General features: G+C 66.1%; 16 protein-coding genes and 4 tRNA genes. 12 read left to right on the top strand and 8 right to left on the bottom strand.

Going from position 1 to position 20,649, the window contains the following annotated elements:
* Positions 1 to 261, bottom strand: a 261-nt coding sequence (locus tag ACWEKS_RS27060; protein ID WP_452342659.1) for a nitroreductase family protein, incomplete at its 3' end; no start/stop codon positions are given.
* Between the two features lie 441 nt (positions 262 to 702).
* On the opposite strand from ACWEKS_RS27060, the gene ACWEKS_RS27055 reads away from it, so the two are divergent.
* Entirely contained in the window at positions 703 to 1,905 is a 1,203-nt protein-coding gene (locus ACWEKS_RS27055; protein ID WP_452342658.1) for an LLM class flavin-dependent oxidoreductase, read from the top strand.
* 12 nt (positions 1,906 to 1,917) lie between these two features.
* Positions 1,918 to 3,288, top strand: a complete 1,371-nt coding sequence (locus ACWEKS_RS27050) for an NtaA/DmoA family FMN-dependent monooxygenase (RefSeq protein ID WP_452342657.1) — start codon at positions 1,918 to 1,920, stop codon at positions 3,286 to 3,288.
* Here the strand turns inward: ACWEKS_RS27050 and ACWEKS_RS27045 are convergent.
* A complete protein-coding gene (locus tag ACWEKS_RS27045) occupies positions 3,257 to 4,498 on the bottom strand; it encodes a cytochrome P450 (protein WP_452342656.1) in 1,242 nt (413 codons plus the stop codon). The two genes, ACWEKS_RS27050 and ACWEKS_RS27045, sit on opposite strands and share 32 nt — an antisense overlap.
* A 365-nt stretch (positions 4,499 to 4,863) precedes the next feature.
* On the opposite strand from ACWEKS_RS27045, the gene ACWEKS_RS27040 reads away from it, so the two are divergent.
* Positions 4,864 to 5,088 (top strand): hypothetical protein, encoded by a 225-nt coding sequence (locus ACWEKS_RS27040; protein WP_452342655.1) that lies wholly within the window; start codon positions 4,864 to 4,866, stop codon positions 5,086 to 5,088.
* On the opposite strand, the gene ACWEKS_RS27035 is transcribed toward ACWEKS_RS27040, so the two are convergent.
* Together ACWEKS_RS27035 and ACWEKS_RS27030 are read right to left on the bottom strand one after the other, a co-directional pair.
* Positions 5,085 to 5,531, bottom strand: a complete 447-nt coding sequence (locus ACWEKS_RS27035) for a protein kinase domain-containing protein (protein ID WP_452342666.1) — start codon at positions 5,529 to 5,531, stop codon at positions 5,085 to 5,087. The two genes, ACWEKS_RS27040 and ACWEKS_RS27035, sit on opposite strands and share 4 nt — an antisense overlap.
* A 273-nt stretch (positions 5,532 to 5,804) precedes the next feature.
* The gene (locus ACWEKS_RS27030) at positions 5,805 to 6,527 is read right to left on the bottom strand and encodes a hypothetical protein (RefSeq protein ID WP_452342654.1); all 723 of its coding nucleotides are present in this window, start codon (positions 6,525 to 6,527) and stop codon (positions 5,805 to 5,807) included.
* Between the two features lie 133 nt (positions 6,528 to 6,660).
* On the opposite strand from ACWEKS_RS27030, the gene ACWEKS_RS27025 reads away from it, so the two are divergent.
* On the top strand, positions 6,661 to 6,810 hold the full coding sequence (locus tag ACWEKS_RS27025) for an HNH endonuclease (protein ID WP_452342665.1): 150 nt from the start codon (positions 6,661 to 6,663) through the stop codon (positions 6,808 to 6,810).
* Here the strand turns inward: ACWEKS_RS27025 and ACWEKS_RS27020 are convergent.
* Positions 6,758 to 7,000, bottom strand: coding sequence for an MbtH family protein (locus tag ACWEKS_RS27020; RefSeq protein ID WP_452342653.1), 243 nt, complete (start codon positions 6,998 to 7,000; stop codon positions 6,758 to 6,760). The genes ACWEKS_RS27025 and ACWEKS_RS27020 overlap by 53 nt on opposite strands.
* 2,437 nt (positions 7,001 to 9,437) lie before the next feature.
* Between ACWEKS_RS27020 and ACWEKS_RS27015 the strand changes: the two genes are divergently transcribed.
* The 3 genes from ACWEKS_RS27015 to ACWEKS_RS27005 all read left to right on the top strand — a co-directional run bounded on the left by ACWEKS_RS27015 (position 9,438) and on the right by ACWEKS_RS27005 (position 13,523).
* Entirely contained in the window at positions 9,438 to 10,235 is a 798-nt protein-coding gene (locus ACWEKS_RS27015) for a hypothetical protein (protein ID WP_452342652.1), read from the top strand.
* A gap of 679 nt (positions 10,236 to 10,914) precedes the next feature.
* Positions 10,915 to 11,229, top strand: a complete 315-nt coding sequence (locus tag ACWEKS_RS27010; RefSeq protein WP_452342651.1) for a hypothetical protein — start codon at positions 10,915 to 10,917, stop codon at positions 11,227 to 11,229.
* 275 nt (positions 11,230 to 11,504) lie between these two features.
* Positions 11,505 to 13,523, top strand: a complete 2,019-nt coding sequence (locus tag ACWEKS_RS27005) for a serine/threonine-protein kinase (RefSeq protein ID WP_452342650.1) — start codon at positions 11,505 to 11,507, stop codon at positions 13,521 to 13,523.
* A gap of 164 nt (positions 13,524 to 13,687) precedes the next feature.
* On the opposite strand, the gene ACWEKS_RS27000 is transcribed toward ACWEKS_RS27005, so the two are convergent.
* Positions 13,688 to 13,762: transfer RNA gene (locus tag ACWEKS_RS27000), tRNA-Val, on the bottom strand.
* Positions 13,763 to 14,134: 372 nt separating this feature from the next.
* Here ACWEKS_RS27000 and ACWEKS_RS26995 point away from each other — a divergent pair.
* The 4 genes from ACWEKS_RS26995 to ACWEKS_RS26980 all read left to right on the top strand — a co-directional run bounded on the left by ACWEKS_RS26995 (position 14,135) and on the right by ACWEKS_RS26980 (position 16,902).
* Positions 14,135 to 14,207, top strand: a tRNA-Gly gene (locus ACWEKS_RS26995).
* Positions 14,208 to 14,230: 23 nt separating this feature from the next.
* A tRNA-Cys gene (locus tag ACWEKS_RS26990) sits at positions 14,231 to 14,301 on the top strand.
* 25 nt (positions 14,302 to 14,326) lie between these two features.
* A tRNA-Val gene (locus ACWEKS_RS26985) sits at positions 14,327 to 14,401 on the top strand.
* 203 nt (positions 14,402 to 14,604) lie between these two features.
* Complete coding sequence (locus ACWEKS_RS26980; protein ID WP_452342649.1) at positions 14,605 to 16,902, top strand: FdhF/YdeP family oxidoreductase; 2,298 nt, start codon at positions 14,605 to 14,607, stop codon at positions 16,900 to 16,902.
* Positions 16,903 to 16,937: 35 nt separating this feature from the next.
* Here ACWEKS_RS26980 and ACWEKS_RS26975 read toward each other — a convergent pair whose 3' ends face one another.
* Positions 16,938 to 18,002, bottom strand: coding sequence for an FUSC family protein (locus tag ACWEKS_RS26975; protein WP_452342648.1), 1,065 nt, complete (start codon positions 18,000 to 18,002; stop codon positions 16,938 to 16,940).
* Positions 18,003 to 18,359: 357 nt separating this feature from the next.
* Positions 18,360 to 19,307, bottom strand: a complete 948-nt coding sequence (locus tag ACWEKS_RS26970) for a LysR family transcriptional regulator (protein ID WP_452342647.1) — start codon at positions 19,305 to 19,307, stop codon at positions 18,360 to 18,362.
* Positions 19,308 to 19,559: 252 nt separating this feature from the next.
* Between ACWEKS_RS26970 and ACWEKS_RS26965 the strand changes: the two genes are divergently transcribed.
* A complete protein-coding gene (locus ACWEKS_RS26965; protein WP_452342646.1) occupies positions 19,560 to 20,606 on the top strand; it encodes a fused (3R)-hydroxyacyl-ACP dehydratase subunits HadA/HadB in 1,047 nt (348 codons plus the stop codon).
* Positions 20,607 to 20,649: the final 43 nt, after the last annotated feature.

The following is a 20,649-nucleotide window of genomic DNA, read 5'->3' as shown; positions in this document are numbered from 1 at the left end:
GGCCAGTCGCGCCTTGCGTTCCGGATCTCGGACCGCGATCACGCTCCACGCTTGGAGATTGGAGGATGTCGGCGCCGACTGGGCTGCCGAGACGAACAGGCGCAAGATGGCGTCCGGCACCGGATCGGCCAGATAGCGACGGATCGAGCGGTGCTCGTGCAGCACCCGCAGCACCGGGTTCCATTCCGGGGCCGGGGTCGGTGCGGGGTCGCGGTAGCGCTGTGCCACCAACTGATCCGCGGAAGCAGAGATCTGGGTCATGGGGCGTATCGTGACCGCCGCGCGGGGCCAAGTCAGGTATTGACCGCAGCTCGAGCCGAATACTACGCAACCGGCGACGAGAACTGGACGATCGTCGTATCCCCAAACCCCGAGCCAAGGCTTGCGAACGAGTTGAAGGAATTCCTTCGTGCGCCCGTACCGCCGCGCCTGATCCTCTTCGCCCTCCGCCGGGACATGAATTCCCGCCGATTCCAGCGCTGCACAAGTCGGCGACGTCCGCGAGGACCCACCCGGGCTCGGCCTGTTGCCTCGATCGCAGCGCGAGCCGGTCTATGCCCAATGCCATTGTGCTCCACGGTATTTCCGCAGGATCAGCCTGATCTCAACCGTTGACCACCGCGACCGGGAAGGACGAAGGTGCCTGAGGGGAGCGCACGCCGATCCGGCGTGACACGCGAGGACGAACGGAAACCGAGGATTATGGCATCGACACCATTGCACCTGGGCGCGGCGCTGGACGGTGCGGGCTGGCATCCGGCGGCCTGGCGGGAACCGAACTCCCGGCCCGCGGAGCTTTTCGGAGCCCGCTACTGGACCGATCTCGCCGCCACGGCCGAGCGGGGACTGCTGGATTTCGTGACCATCGAGGACAGTCTGACGGTGCCGCAGGCTCCCGACGGCGCCGTCGATCGGGTGCGTGCCCGGCTCGACGCCGAGTTGATCGCCGCACGCCTCGCACCGGTCACCCGCCACCTCGGACTCGTCCCGGTGGTGACCACCACCCACACCGAGCCGTTCCATGTCGCCACGGCGATCGCCACGCTCGACTACACCTCGCGCGGCCGGGCCGGCTGGCAGACCCGGGTGTCGGGAACTGCCTCCGAGGCAGCCCATTTCGGACGGCGCACCATCGACGACCTCACCACCGCGGAGTTGGCCGAGGCCGTGACCTCGGGCCGATTCCCGCCCGCCGCGCACGAGTTGTTCGACGAGGCCGCCGATGCCGTCGAGGTGGTGCGCCGATTGTGGGACAGCTGGGAGGATGACGCCGAGATTCGCGACGTCGCCACCCGGCGCTTCATCGATCGAGACAAGCTGCACTACATCGACTTCCGGGGGCGCTTCTTCAGCGTGCGCGGCCCGTCCATCACCCCGCGCCCACCGCAGGGGCAGCCGGTGGTGACGGCGCTGGCGCACGCGCCGCTGATCTACGAATTCGCCGCCCGTGGTGCGGATCTGGTGTTCGTCACCCCGACGCACGACGCGGGTCCCGCACCGATCGTGCGCAGGGTGGCGGAGGCGGCCGACCGGGTCGGGCGGGTCGGCGAACCGCTGCGGGTCTACGCCGACCTGGTCGTCTTCCTCGACACCGCCGACGCCACCGGAGCGGAACGCCTGGCCCGCCTCGACGATCTCGCCGGTACCGAATTCGTCTCCGACGCAGCGATTTTCACCGGCAGCGCGGAAGCCCTGGCCGATCTGCTCGCCGCCTGGCACGACGCCGGGGTCCACGGCGTGCGCTTGCGGCCGGGTGTGGCCGTCGACGACCTGAGCGCCATCGCCGATGTCCTGGTGCCGATCCTGCAACGCCGCGGCCTGTTCCGAACCGGCTACGCCGAGACCACCCTGCGTGGGCTGCTCGGCCTGCCCACCGCCGTCCCCAATCGATACGCGAACGCCTGAGTGAGGCCACCCATGAGCACATCACGTAAACAGGTCATCCTGGGCGCCTACCTCGGCGGCGTGAACCATCACACCGCCTGGTGGCATCCGCAGGCCGGCAGCCAGATCAATTTCGGCACCTTCGAACACACCGCACGCACCGCCGAGCGGGGAAAGTTCGACTTCTTCTTCCTCGCAGAGGGACTCATCCTGCGCGAGCGCGCCGGTCGGATCTTCGATCAGGACATCATCGGCCGCCCCGACACGTTCACCGTGCTGGCCTCGATCGCCGCGGTCACCGAGCACCTCGGGCTCGCGGGCACGATCAACGCCACCTTCAACGAGCCCTACGAGCTGGCCCGGCGGTTCGCAAGCCTGGATCACCTCTCCGGCGGCCGGGCCGCCTGGAATGTGGTCACCTCCTTCGACACGTTCACCGGGCAGAACTTCCGGCGCGGCGGGTTCCTCGATCCCGCCGACCGCTATGCCCGCGCCGAGGAAACCCTGAACGCGGTTCGCGCACTGTGGGATTCGTGGGCCGAGGACGACCTGGTGGCGGACAAGAGCACCGGCCGGTTCCTGGGCCGCGCCGACGCCGGGACGTTCTCCTTCGGCGGCAGCCAGTTCGACATCGAAGGCCGGTTCACCGTTCCGCGCAGCCCCCAGGGGCGGCCGGTGATCCTGCAGGCCGGTGTCTCACCACAGGGCCGGGCCTTCGCCGCCGCGAACGCCGACGCCATCTTCTCCCCCTACGGCAAGCTGCCGGAGGCGGCCGAGTTCTATCGCGACATCAAGGCGCGCGCCGTGGCCGCCGGCCGCTCGGCCGACGACATCAAGATCCTGCCGTCGGCAAGCTTCGTGCTCGGCGACACCGAGGCCGAGGCGGTCGAGAAGTATCACGCCATCCGGAACGAACAGGTCACCGGTCAGACCGCACTGATCCTGCTGGAACAGATCTGGAACCGCGACCTGTCCGGCTACGACCCGGACGGCCCGGTGCCCGCCATCGATCCGGATCCCGATGCCCCACCGATCATCCAGGGCCGCGCGTTCGTTCATCAGGACCGTTTCGCGACCGTCCGACGACTGCGCGAGGTCGCCGAGGCGAAGAAGCTGAGCCTGCGCGAGGTGGTCATCGACCAGTTCGAACGCGGACCACTGTTCGGCACCCCGGCACAGGTGGCGCAGCAGATCGATGATTTCGTGAGCAACGACGGCTCGGACGGGTTCATCCTCGGTTCGCATCTGGTGCCGTGGGGCCTCGACGAATTCGTCGACCGGGTGGTGCCATTGCTGCAGGACCGCGGCGTGCTGCGCGCCGACTACACCGGAACCACCCTGCGCGACAACCTCGGTCTCGCACCCGCGGCTCTCACACCTCGGGCAGCGGCGGCGAAGGTGTGAAGACGACCGGGAGGGCGGTCAGGGCGCGATGGAAAGGTCCTGGCCGCCAAGACAATTCGGGGCTCGGGACCGCCAGCTGGATCTCCGGGAGGGCGTCGAGCAGCTGGTCGACGGCCTCCTGGGCGATCAGATAGGCCAGTGAATTGGCGGGGCAGGAGTGCGGGCCCGCACCCCAGGCGAGATGCGAACGGTTACCCGCCAGCTCCTTGTCGCGGATGGCCGGATCGGTATTGCAGGCCGCCATGCTGATGACGACCGGTTGGTGCGCGGGCAGCCAGTAGTCGTCCAGGAGAACGGGCCCGGGCGGAAAGCTGATGCAGAAGTTCGCCATCGGGGGATCGTCGAAGAGCACCTCGTCGAGCGCGTCCCGGGTGGACAGACTGCCGCCCAGCGCGCTGCCGCGGAACCGGTCGTCCACCAGGAGCAGCAGCAGCGTATTGGCGATCAGATTCTGCTGCGGCTCGATTCCCGCGCCGTAGAGCGTGGCCAGCTGGTGCACCATTTCGGTCTCGCTCAGCTCGGCGGGATGGCGGAGCATGCGGGTGGTGACGTCATCGCCCGGGTGCGCTCGTTTGTACAGGGTCAGCCGCAGCATAGCGTCCGCGAGCAGCTTGTTGCCCTGTTCCGCGCCGACGCCCTCGAAAATAGCGCGGAAACCCTCCGCCGCCTGCCCCGCGATGTCCACCGGGCAGCCGAGCAGGTGGTTGAGCACCCGGAATGCCAGCGGAAAAGCGTAGTCGCGCACCAGATCTGCCGACCCGGACGTACAGAACGTATTGATCAGCGACACCGCGACACGTTCCACCGTGCCCTGCAGACCGTACTGGTCGATTCCGGCCAGCCCGGCGACATTGATCCGCCGGTACCGCGCGTGCTCGATTCCCGCGCTACGCAAGGCATTCGGCCGCCACTGCATCATCGGCAGGGCCGGACAGTCAGCGGGAACCCCTGCCTGCCACTCCCGTGGATCGGCGGGAAAACGGTCCGGATCGTTGAGAATCCTTACCGCCGTGCGATATCCGAGCACCAGCGTGGCCGGCACCCCGGGCGCCAACTCCACCGGAGCCAACGCCCCGAACTTGTCGCGCATCTCCCGATAGACCCGGTGTGGGTCGGCCGCGAACTCCGGCGTGTAGATGGGCACCCGCGCACCGGCGGCATCGACTACCGCGGCATACCGGCCGCCAGCGGTCGGCACTGACTCTGACATCGAACCCACTCCACATACTGCGCAGCACTCCACCGACGCCCGGCACCGCATGTCCCGGACCCGGACCGAGGTGTCACCCTACCGACGCGAGCGCTCCCCCGTGTACCCATCGCGATCTTTTCCGCGCGGCGTGTGCGACCGGGGGAATCCGGCCGGGTTCGACGAAATCATTGACAAGGGTGATCCGGAGTCGCAGGCTTTACGAGGCGCAATTGTTGTCTCGACAGTTGCTGCGGAATCCGGTTGTGAGTGATCGTCGCCGAAGCGGCGGGGAGAGCTGCACAGCGCACGGAGATTCGGCGGACGCGGTGTCATCCGCGTCCGATCTCATAGTTCGGACGGAACCTACCGATGCGGAGGTTGAAATGTCTGATCGCAAGGGCCGAAAACCCAGCCAGACGGCAAACAAGGCCAAGCAGGGCATGAAGGACCAGGGCCAGCGCATGGAACGTGACGTGGACCGGCTGGCCGACGACGCCAAGCGCGATATGGACCGGTTGGGCGACGGCATGAAGCGAGAGGGCCAGCGGGCGCGGTCGGACATGGAGGACCGAACCAAAGAGATGAAGCGGAAACTGCAGCACCACTAGCGCTGCCGCTCGACGATGGCCGGTCCATCGGACGATCTCCGATGGACCGGCCATTCCATCAGCTCGAAGACGAAATCGCTTGTGCCGATGCGGATTTCGTCACCGTCGGGATGCGCCGCATCCAGCGCAGCCGCAACCTGACCGACCACGGCCACCGCGGCGGCCGCATCCATCGGGCCGTGCCGGGCGAGCAGGGTTCCGAGGTCATCACTGCGAACCAGCCGCCGGTCGATGTAGAGCAATCCGTCGATCTCGCCGAAGTCGTGAATCGGGACGATATGCGGTTCCTGCAAACGTGCCGCGAGACGTGATTCGCGGCGGAATTGCTCCCGGTGGCGGGAATCGGCGGCCAGGTCTGCAGGCACCAGCGCGAGCGCAACCGTGCGGTCTTTGACCGTGTCATACGCCTCGTGGACGTCCCCCACACCACCGAGCCCGAGCAGCCTTTTCAGCTGTTAGCGCCCGGATGTCGTGCCTACTCGCGAGTCCGCCGCCGACTGGCTAATGCCGGTATGCCTGCCTGCCTGCCGGAAGGTTGCAGGGACGTCACCGCCTACTTGCGATACCCGACCACAGCCCGCCGACACCGCCCGCGGCGAAGATCCGCTCGGGGCCGGATCAGCGTCCCCGGCTCGGCCTTGGACCAACGCTGCCGTAAGCCGAAAAGGGCCTCATCTTCACCCTGAATTGGTGAAGATGAGGCCCTTCTGGTGGGCCTAGGCCTGCAGCGCCGGCTGATCGGCGGGCAGGTTCGGTGTCGCGGGTTCCAGCGCACCCACCAGGGCACCAACCCCCGCCCCGATTGCGGAACCGACCACGGCCGCAGGGATCGCGAAGACTGCGGCACCGATGGCAGCGCCGATTACCGGTACGACCACCAAGCCCGCCGGGAGGAAGGGAATACCGGAAATGAAACCGGCGACGGCACCGACCATCGCACCGGTGGAGGTCAACGGGCTGGAAACGATCCCCGCCACCACATTGCCCGCAAGTGCACCGGCCAGAGCATCGGCGGCCATGCGGTCCGACCGCGTCGGAGCGAATCCGACCGAGTCGAATCCCTGGGCCAGCATGGCCTCCGTCTGCCCGTAGGAGTCGTTGATCCCGTCGGTGAACCCGGGGTCGACCCAGTCCGGCCGGCCGACCGAAACAGAGCCGATGCGAATGGTCCCGTCCGGCGCCTGGATCGGCGCGACGGGCGGGGCGAGGGCCGTTGGCAGGTGCAGACTGGACGGGTCGACCGGGGCGAGGCGGCCGTCAGGAACGGCCCGCTTCCCGCTCATATCGTTGCGACTGGTCGCCGTTGGCGGATTGGTCGCATCCGCCGACGCCGGGGAGACCTCCAACATCGCCACCGACAGCGGAACCGTCGCGAGGACCAGTAGTGATCCAGCACGCCCGAACCGCCGGGTCGAACGAGCGAGATGGTGTTCTGCCATGAATGACCTCTCTGTCGACTTCTGATGAGTTGTGCAAGAGATTCGAACGGCACGCCGGGCGGATACGGACGCCCAAGAACTGCGTGCGCCGATCGGCCATGCCTTGATCCCGCTTCATCACCAGAACGAGGGCATGACTATGGCGAATCGGCGGCGCAAGACTCTCGTCGTCTGCGCCGACTGCCATGGCGCTATCGTCTTATCGCACGTTGCGCTAATCCGACCTCAGGTCAAGCCTCGGCGACCCGAGCTGCTGCGGAATCGGCAGATATCGACTGTCTAAGGGATTTCGGACGCATATCGGTCCAGTTCTTCTCGATGTATTCCGTGCAGGCGTCTCGGCTGTCCTCACCGAACACTCGATGCCACCCGTTCGGGATATCGGCAAAGCTTGGCCACAGGCAATACTGTTCTTCGTCGTTGACCAGAACGGAGAACCTGCCGTCTTCGTCATCGAATGGGTTAGTGCTCATTCTCGCCTCACAATTGCAGCATTGATTGCGTCGTGTAGCAGGTGGCCAGGAGCAAGACAACATCCCTGGTGCGTACATGGCATGTACGCACCAGGGATGACTAGATCAACACCATCGTCATCTCTGTCCGCGCGAGTCGATACTTCCCGCAGATCATGCCTGCGAACTGCACGGTGTTCCGTACCGCGCGATGCACGGATGGGAACCGACCGGAAACCTAACCACCGTGGACCAGGACGTCAAGCACTGCCACATGGCTGGCGTGTCACATGGCTTGTTCGTGCAAAACGGACAAACTCCGAACATTGGACATAAGGTGCGCACCAGGGGATCGGCGCGACGAGAATCGCCACCAACCGCGAAGCCGGCCACCGCTGTGTTCAACGCACTCCTTGCGATCACCGGGGCCGGCGAAGCCGGTTCACCGCGGCCGCGCATCGGGCGCGCAGCAATAGGGCCATTATCCAGCTAACACAACAGGATGGGTCTGGCACCTGTCGATCCATCCCGCACGCAGGGTGACTGGCACGTTTGCTGGAATCCCAGAACCGAGGCTGCGGGTGCTTTGTCCGAATAGAGACGGTCACCAATCCGACAAACAGGAAACCTTTCCTCTTTATCCATCAATTATTGCCCAATAGCTGTAATGTGGCGAATGATCCGCTATCCCCCTCAGGCGGATCCTGACGTTGTGGAACGAACGCCCTTCTGCGCTCCGCAACGTCGCGGTGGTGTCGTCTATCCCCGACACCACCGCTCGGGGGGAAACATGTTCACCGATCGTGTTTGGGCAAGTCTAGGTGCCGATTGCATGGACGGAGCGCAGTGTACGCCGAGCACGTAACATTCAACGATTTCCGGGTTGTCTGGGTTACCGAAAGATCTACCTTCATTGCCTACTGTGAACGCTATCCGGGACTGTTCGCCAAAGACCCCTGGTCAGCGGTGCGCGCTAGACGGAATCTCGAGGACCTGGCCCGCAATGTGCTGGTGTGCAGCGACCTCTCGTGAGTTCCGCACGGCGGTGCGCTTTAGTCCGTATAAATACACCAAAGGGCACTTCATGCGGAAAAAGATTCCGATGCCACTATTGAATGACCCACCGTCGGAGTCGTCGGCATACCCCCTGGACAGCTTCGGCTCGTGTTCGGAGGCCACTCGATGAAAGCTGTGATCACATGAGCATTGTGATGATCGCCGAGGTGATTTCCATCTGGACGCTTCTGGGCCTGTTTTTCGGCTGGGCCATGATGGGTGGCAGACGCTGACCGCTTCGAGGACGGTCCTCAATCGGACAATTCGATCAAAACAACCCGGCTGGGTCGGATTCCATTCGCATCGAGGTCGCGCCGGCCGCCGACTCGAGGTTCTGCCGCAGAGCGCCGGATCGGCGGCTGGACTCGCCCAGTCGGTCCAACCCCCGAGACCCGCCAGGAATTTCAAGGATTTGATGCGGCTTAATCCTGCAAATCCATAGCCAGCCACGACCGAACGGCTAGAGTCATCTGCTATGAATTCTGAGGGTGCGGACATGCGGGCACTGCGACGTGCGCGGACGGGCCGGGCGACCGGCAGCACGTGGGCGGCAGCGAGATCGCAGACGGTCGCAGATCTGATGTCGGCGCGCCTGCGGAAGCGCCGGAGCTACCCGCCGGCCATCACGGTGGTCTGCGACGGGTGTTGCTATTGCTCGGTGAGATCCGAGACATCGGGGCGCGTGCGGTCCGGATCCGTGAAAGAGCTGAACACACTCGACGATTCCCGGTGGTCTGGTGAACTCGCCACCGTATTACCCTTCCGTCGCCCGATGCCGATGAACGATTGCCGATGAACGACGGGGCCGCGGAGGGGTCACCAAGATCAGATTCTCGCTGGGACCGAATTGCATGAGGTCTTCGCGGTCAGAGATTGTCCTTGAACTCCACAATCGATGGTGGCGCCCCTAGACGAATCACCCCCTGGCGTGCACCCTGACCAATATTCACATTTTGCCCGTTTTGCACGAATAAGCCATGTGACACGCCAGCATGTGGCAGTGCTTGACGTCCTGGTCCGCGGTGGATAGGTTTCCGGTCGGTTCCCATCCGTGCGTCGGTTACGACCGCGATTTCAGCGGCTACCGAATATCGCGCGGTTCGCGGGCCTGATGTGCGGGGGTGTCGACTCACACAGTCCGAACGTCTATAGCACAGAGCGGATATAGGTATTCCATACAGGCGTTCGGCTGCCCTCGCCGAACGCCCGCAAGTTGCCGAGGCTTGACTCGAGATCGAATTAGAAAGTACGCGCGAAAATTACACTCACCACCGGCGGCTGTGGCGTAGGAGCGGAAATTCTCTTTCCACATGAAAGGCGTTCGATGAGCACAGGCAAACATAGAGCCCCACACCAGCCCCGATACAAATTGGTGTCGTTGGCCGTCGTGGGAGTCGTTCCAGTGACGTTGGGGCTGGCGGGAACCGAGCCCGCGAACGCCGCTCCCACTGAGAGCACCGAAGTGTCGCAGTCCGACCAGCCTCAACAGGACCAGCGTCTGGCCGACCCGGCCCGGCCCGGCCAGACTCAGCCCGAAGGATCGCAGCCTGACCGGCTCCGGGGCGACCAGCCTCGACCTGACCAGCCGGTGCAGTGGCCCGCGGCTGAAGCACCCAATGTGCATCCGTACCAAGGCCTTCGGATTCCAGATGACACGCTGAGTTCGCTGCAGTGGGCGCGTCCGATGCCGGAAAACAAGTACCTCGCACCCTTGGGAGAGTTGCATGCGCCCGTACCGGTAGCCCCGGTGCCGCCGATCGCGCCCCCGCCTGGCAAATTGCGCTTCGGTGACGTGCAGGTCGATTCACCGGAGTGGCTGAATCGTGAGCAGGCAATCCAGCTGAACGATGGCGCCGCCCAGGCCGAGGCGGCCACGGCAACCTTCCTCGACTCGATCGGGATGGAGCGCAGCCGGTCTGACCGCGTCGCAGGAGAAATTATTGGCGGCGCTGCGGTCGGCGTAACGGCAGGGGCAGTGGCGGCCAGCCCCTTCGGGCTGTTCGGTGGGGTCGTCGGTGGCATGATGGGCACGGCGATCGGCCTGCCATTTGCGCCGATCGGCCTTGCGGCGGTTCCCGTAGGCGCTGCTTACGGTATGGCCCTCATGGAGGTTCCCATTGCGGCCATCGGTGCCGGCATAGGCGCATCTCTCGGTGCGGCGCATGCACTCAGCGCACCGCCGCGGGCGGTCGGCGATTGACACCCGGTAGACGGCCCGTGGGACCGCTGTCATACGAGGATCGAACCGCCTCGAGCACGGCCCGGCAGGGAACGACCCGCGTGCGGGATCTCCAATCCGCAATCGACGCATAGGGATTCACCCCACCTGCTCCTGCCGCTCAGTAACTCGGAACCCCTGGTTTCAGCCACGTAGGCGAGCAGGGGCTGCGGTCGCCGCGGGCTCTGCGAGCCGGTGTCGACCACTGGCCGAGGGCGCCACTGCGACAGGGCGCACGACTGTGGGTGTGTCCAGCAGAACGTGCAGACGGGCGATGAAGGCGTCGATGATCTCAATCGCATAGCTAATTCCGAGATATCGGTGACCTTCCGTGCCTGAGCACTCTCGATTCGTGCCACCAGCGCGGTATTCGGGCCGCTCCAGGACAGGATCTCGATACGGTGCTGTGCGGGTGAGCCGATCGTGGAGCATGGCGAGAGTCCGGGTGCGGTTATCGCGCCGCATTCTCATTTCGGATCATCCGGCCGGGGTCACAGTGGACGGCTCCGGAATCGATGCCCCGCTTCGCCGACTCCGAGCGGTGCATCGTGCTCGGCGGCTGAGTGGATCGACCCGCAGACTCTTTCGATCCACTCGGCCTGAGCAGCAATCGAACCGTCACGGTGGAAATGGTCGCTCGAGGGGAAGTACAGGAGTGCAGATGTTCATCAGCGGCCGGGTCACCCGCCGCGGCGGTGAGGCCCATGTCGTTATCGGTGCACCGCGGCCGGTCGCCGGGTGCGCCCAGGGTGACAAGGTCTGCCACGTCGAAATCCGCCACGCGGACACCATTGTCCGGCTGCATCCCCAGCCGGGTTCCATGCGGGCGGCACTCGACAACGCGCTGGGTGAGGTCACCCGGCATCTGGGCATCGACCTACCGGGGTTGCTCGCACACGTCACGATCGGGCCCGCGGTGCCGGTGCCCCGGGTCGCACGGCGCCGTCACGGACAGCGTCGAAGCACGCGTGCATGAACTTTTCGGGGTAGTCGTATCTCGGCGGTGACGGCTATGTCGCGTTTGGGTTTGCTGGAGGTTGTCCGAAGCGTCGCCGGGTGCAGTGAACCGTGACATGCTTGATTACGGGGCTTCGTGTCGGTAACCCTCGTCGGCGGGAATTCCGGAAGTCGGTGCGGTGATGCGATATCCGATCGGACCATCCTGGGAGCCGGGCACCTGCCCGAACGCGCCCGGCACGGTGCCGGAGCAACCGACCTGCGCAGGTCACCTGCACTACATACGGGGCGGGCGTGAGTAGCCCACGGCTACCGCTGACGCCCGGGGCGACGTTCGGGAAGTATCGGCTGCGGCGGTTGATCGGTTCCGGCGGCATGGGCAGAGTGTTCGAGGCGCTCGATACCACCAAGGGCCGGGTGGTCGCCTTGAAAGTGCTGCCCGAACAACTGGCCGACGACCCGGTCTATCGGGCCCGATTCCGGCGCGAATCCCACATCGCCGCAGTGCTGCAGGAGCCGCACGTCATCCCTATCCATGACTACGGCGAGATCGACGGGCTGCTCTACATCGACATGCGGCTGGTGCGCGGCGAAAGCCTGGGCACCGTGCTGAGAACCGCCGGCCCCCTGCCACCCGAGCAAGCCATCGCGGTGATCGGCCAGATCGCCGCCGCGCTCGACGCCGCACACCACGAAGGCCTGATCCACCGCGACGTCAAGCCCGACAACATCCTGCTCACCCACGACGGGTTCGCCTACCTGGTCGACTTCGGCCTGGCCAATACGAACACCGACGAGCGCCTGACCAAGACCGGTTCGGCGATCGGGTCGTTCAACTACATGGCACCCGAGCGTTTCCAATCCGGCCCGACCACGGCGGCTGTCGATGTGTATGCCCTGGCGTGCGTGTTGCACGAATGCCTGACCGGCACCCGCCCCTACCCGAACGACGGCAGCGACGCCGCTGTCATGCACGCACACCTATTCGAACCTCCACCCCGACCGAGCACCCGCGCACCGGGAGTACCGGTCGCGATCGACGCTGTCGTTGCTCGCGGCATGGCGAAGTCGGCCGATCAGCGCTACACCGGCGCCGGCGAACTTGCCGCCGCCGCCCGCGCCGCACTGGCATCCTCGCCCGGCGACGCCGAAGACGGCAGTGCCACCGTCACCGTCGACGGCGAGCCCACGGTTACGGCGCGTTCCACACCTGTGGCGACCTCCACACCCGAGGCCCGAGCCGTGCCGGCGGGCAGGCGCCGGCCACGCCGCCTCTGGATCGGCGCTGCCGCTGCCGCGGTCGCGGTCTTGGCCGCCGCGGCCGTCGGCGCCTGGCCGCTGCTCCACAAGTCCGCATCACCAACGACAGGGCCGGCGAGAGCCGAATTCACCGACGACGATGTCACCCTGCTGAAAATCCTGCCCGCGGCGTACAGCCGCAACACTTGCCATCACCAGAACCCGGGGACCTACGGGGACAAAGCCCATCTCGCATGCGACGGGATTGCCGAAATCAGTTCGGCCAGTGGCGATTTCCATCTTTTTCCCAATGCCGATGCACTACACCTGACCTACCGCCTCGTCAGCCGCGATCTACACGCCAGCAGCTGTCCGGGCGATCCACCCGGCCCCGACGGCCCCGCGACGAAGGCCGGCAGGGAGGTCGGGCGGATGGCCTGCTTCACGCGTGCGACGACGACACCACCGACACCGGCGCTGATCCAGACAAACGAGGCGGCCTTCGTCATAGCGGTTTTCTTCTTCGACGAGTCGGCCGGCGGCAGCGCCGCATTGGCCTATCAGGTGCGCGACAAAGGAGACGGGAATTCGCTTTTCAAGACCACTCCGGCGGACCCTGACTTCTACACTCCGGCCGACCGCGCCCTGCTCGCCGAACTCCCCGCCGCCTACAACCCACGGTACTGCCGACACGTCGAACCCCCCTCCAACAATGTGACCGCCGCCGCTTTCTGCTTCGGCAACGAGTCCGGTGTACCGTTCGCAGCCTTCTCGCAGTCTCCCGACCATGCGGCCGCGAGCCGGGTTTTCGATTTCTTCAGGATCCTGCTCGACGGCCACGCGTGCGGGGATGCGACGGTTCCCGACCAATCGTGGATTCGAAAGGGCACGACGGTCGGCCGGTTCGCCTGCGCCACCGATCGATCAACCGGGCAGCCCTTTCCGTCGCTCCTCGCTGTGGATCAGAGCGCTGATACCGTCATCGGCTTCCTATCCGACCGGCCCGATTCTCCCTACAACCGTCCCAAGTCCGAACAGGAATTGGTCGACTGGTTCAAAAGGAACTTTCAGTAGACGCCGGTGTCCGGGGCCGCGGCATGACGGCTCTCGATCCCGCCGCCTCGCTGCGATGCGCCAGCGCCCCCAGCGCGCGGCATTCTGAGCGGCTGCAACCCTCGACATACTGAAAGGGGCCTACCCGAACCGGCGGGCGAACGCCGGTTCGAATAGGCCTCTTCTGGTGGTTCTAGCTGGGATCGAACCAGCGACCCCTCGCGTGTGAGGCGAGTGCTCTCCCGCTGAGCTATAGAACCGCGGGTTGTCGCCAAGGCGACTGTCCGGACCGGCGTTTGCGATGCCGCTCGAACGAGAATGAAGATTACACACCCGGTTGCTGTCACACCAAATCGCGTGCACAACAGCGTAAAACTGAGGTTTCTGAGGGCGGTGTGATGGGTGAGGCTTCACCGGCGCGTTGCCGAAGCGACACGGACCCGTCGCCCGGGCGCGGTGGGATGGATCGCGATTCGTGCCCACCCGGTCCTCCCCGCCCCGGACGACCGGCGGAACTACATGCCTGTAGTTCAGATTTACCCCCTCCTACCAGGCGATTTGTTACCTGCGCAGATCGTCGGCTAATGTTCTCTCTCGTCAGCGGGACAGCCGAAAGGCGCCCGGGACGAAATGCGGATGTAGCGCAGCTGGTAGCGCATCACCTTGCCAAGGTGAGGGTCGCGGGTTCGAATCCCGTCATCCGCTCGAGAGGCCAACACGGCCTGCTTGGCGGTGTGGCCGAGTGGTGAGGCAACGGCCTGCAAAGCCGTGCACACGGGTTCGATTCCCGTCGCCGCCTCTTCTTTTTGAAGAGCAAAAGACCCGCGCGATTAGCTCAGCGGGAGAGCGCTTCCCTGACACGGAAGAGGTCACTGGTTCAATCCCAGTATCGCGCACCATGTTTCATACAGATCAGGCCCGGCTCACGCCGGGCCTTTCTGCTGTCCCGGGCAGAATCGGCGGGGCGCCCGCGCGCGGTGATCGGCGAGATCTATCGTTTGTTTGTTGATGCGTCTTGGACGTCATCGGCGAGCAGTGGCGAGGATGAGGACAGTTTCGGGCCCGGCCCGGTCGGATCATCGGATCGTCGAAGGGATACGTGATGGCCACGGTTTCACCCGAGAGCGTCGGCGAGAGCGAAGAGCACGAACCCGTTTTCCACCCCTACCATCACCCCGCGGCCGGCTGGGGTGCCGCCAAGAGCGTGACCGGTCTCCTGGCCCGCGAGGGCGAGCCCATCATCGGGCCCCGCGCGATCCTGAAGATGAACCACGAGAACGGCGGCTTCGACTGTCCCGGGTGCGCATGGCCCGACGACATGAAGGGCCTGCATCTCGACATCTGCGAGAACGGCATCAAGCATGTCACCTGGGAGATGACCCACAAGCGCGTCGGGCGCGAATTCTTTGCGGCCCATACCGTCACGGAGCTGTCGGGGTGGAGCGAGTTCGACCTGGAGAATCAGGGCCGGTTGACGGAACCGATGAGCTACGACCCCGATACCGACCGCTACGTCCCCATCTCCTGGGCGGACGCGTTCGAGATGGCCGGACGCGCGCTGCGTGAGCTGGACGACCCGAATCGGGCGGCGTTCTACACGTCCGGCCGGCTCGGCAACGAGGCCACCTTCCTGTATCAGCTGCTCGCGCGGGAGCTCGGCACCAACAATCTGCCGGACTGCTCGAACATGTGCCACGAAGCCAGTGGTCGCGCGTTGCAGGCCTCGCTCGGAACCGGCAAGGGCACAGTCGATCTGAAGGATTGGGAAGAGGCGGACGCGCTGTTCATCCTGGGGGTCAACGCGGCGTCGAACGCGCCGCGCATGCTGACGGCACTGGTCGAGGCCCACAAGCGGGGCGCGCGGATCGTGCACATCAATCCGCTGGTCGAGGCCGCGGCGCGCAAGGCGATCATCCCCCACGAATTCCTCGCGATGGCAACCTTCCGGGCGACGCCGACCAGCAACCTGAACCTGCAGCCCCGCATCGGCGGCGATATGGCCCTGCTCCGGGGTATGGCCAAAGCCGTTCTGGAGCAATCGAAGTCGGATCCGAAGGCGCTGGACCACGAATTCATCGACCGCTACACCAGCGGGTTCGACGCCTATCGCGCGGTCTGCGAGGCCACCTCGTGGGCCGAGATCGAACAGCTGTCCGGAGTCAGCGAAGCGCGAATCCGCGCGGCGGTGGACATCTACCGTGCCGCCGACCGCACCATCGTCAGCTGGTGTCTGGGAGTCACGCAGCACGAGCACGGCGTCGACACGGTGCGCGAGATCGTGAACCTGCTGCTGCTCCGCGGCAATCTGGGCCGTGAGGGCGCGGGTCCGTCACCGGTGCGCGGGCACAGCAATGTGCAGGGCAATCGCACCTGCGGCATCGACCATCGGCCCACCGAGGCGTTCCTGGACCGGCTCGGCCAGGTGTGTGGCATCGAGCCGCCGCGCGCGCACGGCCTGGACACGGTCGCCACCATCGAGGCGATGACGGCCGGGCAGGTGAAGGTGTTCATCGGGATGGGCGGGAACTTCGCGCTCGCCGCGCCGGACACCGCGTACACCTTCGAGGCATTGCGCAACTGCGAGTTGACGGTCCACGTCAGCACCAAACTCAATCGCAGCCATCTGGTGCACGGACGGCGTGCGCTCATCCTCCCCTGCCTGGGCCGCACCGAGAAGGACATGCAGCGCAACGGGATCCAGTCCGCCTCGGTGGAGGACTCGATGAGCATGGTGCACCTCTCGACCGGCATGAAGAAGCCTGCGTCCCCGCATCTGCTCTCCGAGCCGGCGATCATCGCCGGTATCGCGCGCGCCGCGCTACCCGACAGCCACACCCCCTGGCAGGACTACGTCGGCGACTATGACCGCATCCGCGACACCATGGCCGCCGTGCTGGACGGATTCGAGGACTTCAACCGCCGAGTGCGGTTGCCGCTCGGGTTCCGGATCCGCCAGCCCGCACGCGAACTCGTCTTCCGCACGCCGTCGGGGCGCGCGGAGTTCTCCGCGGCCCCGCTGCCGCAACTTGCACAGAACGCGGATGTGCTGACGCTGGCGACCGTGCGCTCACACGACCAGTGGAACACCACCATCTATTCGGACAACGATCGCTACCGGGGCATCAAGAATCTGCGCACCCTGATCTTCATGAACACCGACGATATGCGCGAGCGTGGGCTCAGGGAGTTCGACGAGGTCGACATCACCAGCATCGCCCGGGACGGCAGCACGCGGAAGCTGAGCGGCTACAAGGTCATTCCCTATGACATTCCGCGGGGTTGCGCGGCCGGGTACATGCCGGAGATGAATGTGCTGTGCGCGATCGGCGACTACAGCACCCAGAGCGACCAGCCGATCATGAAGAACGTCAATGTCCGGGTCGAGGCCTCGGGTCGCTGACCGGCGTCGCGAATACAGAGCTTTCGACGCTCGGCTCACGGGCGAGGTTCCGGCCCCGGCGCGACGCGGCCCCGATCCTCGGCCGGTTCGGGCTGCGACGGCCCGGGAGTCGTCCGCGGCCGGGTGGCGATGGCTACGCAGATACCGACGCCCACCCCGAGGATGGTGTCCGTGCCGCGGTCGAGCAGCAGCCGAACCGGGTCGGCGGGCGCGGCGAGGTCGGTCATCACCATGATCAGCGGGGTGAAGAAGCCCAGTGCGAGAGCGTAATTGCGGGCCATGAACAGTTCGGTGGGAAACAGCAGCAGCAAGACCAGCACGCCGAGCAGCGCCGCGGGCAGATGCGGCAACAGCAGGACCGCGGTGGCGGCGAGGCCGACGAAAGTCCCCAGTACGCGGTGTATCCCGCGCAGGACGTGGCCGCGCGCACCCTGGGCCGCCAGGGGTACCGCCGCCGCGGCCATCGCCCAATTGGCATGGGCCACACCCCACCCCACCCCGACCGCACCGGCGAGCGCGACCGCGAGGACATAGCGGCCGGCGTGGCGCGCCGACTCCCCCAGCTCGAACGCCCGGGCTTCTGTGGTCGGCGCGACCGTGTCGGCGTGCAGCGTCCCGAGCAGGACGCAGAGCAGCGCGGTGACGGCGAACAGCGACAGTCCCGGCAATGGTGCGGCCGCACACGCGGGAACCGACGCCAGCGCGCCGAGCGCGAACAACCCGAAGAAGGGGCCGCCGGGCCGCAGTCCGGCACGGTCGGCGAACAACGAACCGGCAGCGGCGAATCCGGTCTCGACGGCGACCAGGAGCACCGGACGGGCATGGATCGCCGCCAGCAGGACGCCGATCGCCGCGCCCGCACCGATCAACGCGGCCGCGAGCAACTGGTGCCGCAGCCGTGACCAGCGGCTGCGGCCACGCCCGCACATGCCGACGAAGGAGCCGAATACCGCGAACACCAGCAGATCCGTCCGGCCCGCCAGCACCAGCACCATGCCCGGGATCGCCAGCCCGGCCGCGACACGCACCGCATGGTGGTGGTCGTCGCCGCGGGGACCGACCACCAGCAGTTCGCGCGTCAGTCCGCGTATCGGGTGCACAGCCGGTCTCCGATCGTCGTACGAGCAGCTCCGCATCGCCTGCCGGTGGCAGTGGCGCCACCGGGCATAGAGATACGGCACGCCCACCGACGGTGTGAGCCGGAGTTCGCGCGAGGTGGTGACGGACGAGCGGACCGACGCTCACGATCCGACAACGGAGGGGACACAGATCCGCGGGTATTCGTCCGCCAACCCATTGTCGTCGATTATGAATGCCCAGTTCAAACGGCAATTCTTATTCGTCGATAAACAACGCCGATCAACGCCGGTCGACCCGGCCCGGCGACCACCGCATCTCGACACGGCGGTGCAAGCCCGGCAATCAGCGCACTTCGGGACCACCGCACTCCCCGAAGATCAACTCGCTTCTGGACCACGCTGGGTGGGTGGGCGATCTGTGTGCTCGTGCTCGACGACACCGGGGCGCGCGGCGCGGGCGGTTTCGATCAGGGCCCGGGCCAGCGTAGGGACCGGTTCGTCCGACTGGATGACCAGCGCGATCATCGAGCCGACGGCAGGGTCTCGCAGGGGCACGACCCGGGCTCCGGCGGGTGGCGGCGTGGTGCGCAGCCACGTCGAAGGGATGACCGTGGCCCAGCGACCGGTGACGACATGCGCGAAAAGGGTTGCGACCGAGTCGGTTTCGAGACGCGGGTGCGCGACCAGATTCCGGGTGGCAAGAGCGGAATCGACCAGCTGGCGGCCTCGCATTCCGGGATTCAGCAGGCACAGCGGCAATTCCACGATGTCGATCCAGTCGAGGGGGCTCGTCCGCTCGGCGACCAGGTCGGCGCCGACGAGCAGCACCTGCTCTTCGCGGTACAGGGGCGTGACGGTCAGTCCGGAGGTGTCCTGCCCGTCGGGGTAGATGACGCCCGCGTCGAGTTCGAACCGGCGCAACCGATCGACGATGTCCGCGGAGGCCAGGCTGGTCTCTACGTGGACCCGGACCAGCGGATGCGCGGCGCAGAACGGGTCGGTGAGCAGCGCGATGGTCGCGGCGGAGGCGGGGATGACACCCAGCCGCAGCTCGCCGGACAGACCGGTCCGCAGCGCGGTGACCTCTTGTTTGAGCGCATCGTGGTCGGCCAGGATGCGGCGCGCCCACAGCACCAGCCGCTCCCCCTCGGGAGTCAGCCCCTCGAAGGTGCGGCCGCGCTTCACGAGCGGCACCTTCAATTCGTTCTCCAGTTTGCGTATCGCCTCCGACAGCGCCGGTTGCGACACGTAGCAGGCGGCCGCGGCCCGCGCGAAATGACGCTCCCGCGCGAGCGCGACGAAATACTCGAGCTGGCGGAACAGCATGGCCCTATTCGATCACGCCGATCCGGTGGTCCTCACCACCGTCGCCGAGCTGTCTGCTCACTCGGGGGTCTTTGTCCGCTTCGGGGTCGCTGCGACAGAAATGGGCTCGCGTTGGTTACTCTGCCTTGTCACGCCGTTACAGGTTTCGCTCGACCCACGTTCGATCGACCCGGGGTTCGCTGGACCACACGGCTGTTGCCCTACATCGATGACTCGAGATCGTTCGCTTCGGTTCGTGCAGGAGGTGGGGTAATGGAGGCCGGGGTCGGCGTGGATACCCGAGACGGGTTCGATGCGATCGAACACGCGCGGGAGATGGCGGGGCGGCGCTTCCGGCTGGACGGGTATTACGAGGTCGGGCGCGAGAAGGTGCTGGAGTTCGCGGCAGCGGTTCAGGACGAGCATGCGGCGCACTGGGATGACGAGGTCGCGGCCGCGCTGGGGTATTCGGCATTGCCGGCTTCGCCGACATTCGTGGCGCTGCTGGGCGGCCCGGTGCTGCACGGGGTGAGCAAGCTGCTGATGGGTTATGACCTGCGGGCTTCGGTGCACACGGATCAGGTGCTGGAGTTCCATCGGCCGGTTCTGGTCGGGGATCGATTGACCAGCAATGTGGTGCTGCAGTCGTTCCGGCAGGCGTTCGGCGGGGACATGCTGGTGTTCGAGAATGTCGTCACCGATCAGTGGGGCGAGGCGGTGGTCACGGGGACGACCAGCATGATCTCGCGGTCGGAACGGTCGGCACAGACCGCGGAGGTGGCACAGCGGATCGGGGCGCTGGTGCACCGCGGCCTGGACCCGTTCGTGCGGCATTCGCCCGAACGGGTCGAGCTCGTCGACTGGATCCCCACGCCGGCCACGTACCGGAGCACCCACTCGCGGGCGGTCGGCTCGCTCCGCGAATGCGATGAGTTGCCCAGTCGCACAGTCTTTCTCACCCTCGGCGATCTGGTCCGCTACGCGGGGGTGGCGGGCGACGCGAATCCGATCCATTGGCACCCCGACGCCGCCCGCATGGTGGGTCTGGAGCGTGGCGTGGTCGCGCACGGCATGCTCACCATGGCCTATGCCGGAGCCTTCGTCACGTCCTGGCTGGGTGATCCGGGCGCGATGAAGCGGCTGAGTGTGCGCATGAGCAATCCCGTCTACGTGGGCAGCGAGGGGCCGACCGCGATCGAATTCACCGGCAAGGTCAAGGCGATCGATCCGGTGGCCGGCACCGCCGCGGTCGCGATCACCGCAATGCACGAGGGCCGCAAGGTATTCGGCCGCGCCACCGCCGTGGTCCAGCTGAGCTGATCCGCCCCGGCCGACGTCACTTCACCCGAAAGGGCAGTCCTGG

The organism is Nocardia sp. NPDC004711 (assembly GCF_053601595.1).
This window is presented reverse-complemented; position numbering and strand designations above follow the sequence as displayed.

Coding starts and splice junctions, on each gene's coding strand:
- ACWEKS_RS27055 (WP_452342658.1), top strand. CDS start 703: ATGGCATCGACACCATTGCACCTGGGCGCGGCGCTGGACGGTGCGGGC.
- ACWEKS_RS27050 (WP_452342657.1), top strand. CDS start 1,918: ATGAGCACATCACGTAAACAGGTCATCCTGGGCGCCTACCTCGGCGGC.
- ACWEKS_RS27045 (WP_452342656.1), bottom strand. CDS start 4,498: ATGTCAGAGTCAGTGCCGACCGCTGGCGGCCGGTATGCCGCGGTAGTC.
- ACWEKS_RS27040 (WP_452342655.1), top strand. CDS start 4,864: ATGTCTGATCGCAAGGGCCGAAAACCCAGCCAGACGGCAAACAAGGCC.
- ACWEKS_RS27030 (WP_452342654.1), bottom strand. CDS start 6,527: ATGGCAGAACACCATCTCGCTCGTTCGACCCGGCGGTTCGGGCGTGCT.
- ACWEKS_RS27025 (WP_452342665.1), top strand. CDS start 6,661: ATGACTATGGCGAATCGGCGGCGCAAGACTCTCGTCGTCTGCGCCGAC.
- ACWEKS_RS27020 (WP_452342653.1), bottom strand. CDS start 7,000: ATGAGCACTAACCCATTCGATGACGAAGACGGCAGGTTCTCCGTTCTG.
- ACWEKS_RS27010 (WP_452342651.1), top strand. CDS start 10,915: ATGTTCATCAGCGGCCGGGTCACCCGCCGCGGCGGTGAGGCCCATGTC.
- ACWEKS_RS26980 (WP_452342649.1), top strand. CDS start 14,605: ATGGCCACGGTTTCACCCGAGAGCGTCGGCGAGAGCGAAGAGCACGAA.
- ACWEKS_RS26970 (WP_452342647.1), bottom strand. CDS start 19,307: ATGCTGTTCCGCCAGCTCGAGTATTTCGTCGCGCTCGCGCGGGAGCGT.
- ACWEKS_RS26965 (WP_452342646.1), top strand. CDS start 19,560: ATGGAGGCCGGGGTCGGCGTGGATACCCGAGACGGGTTCGATGCGATC.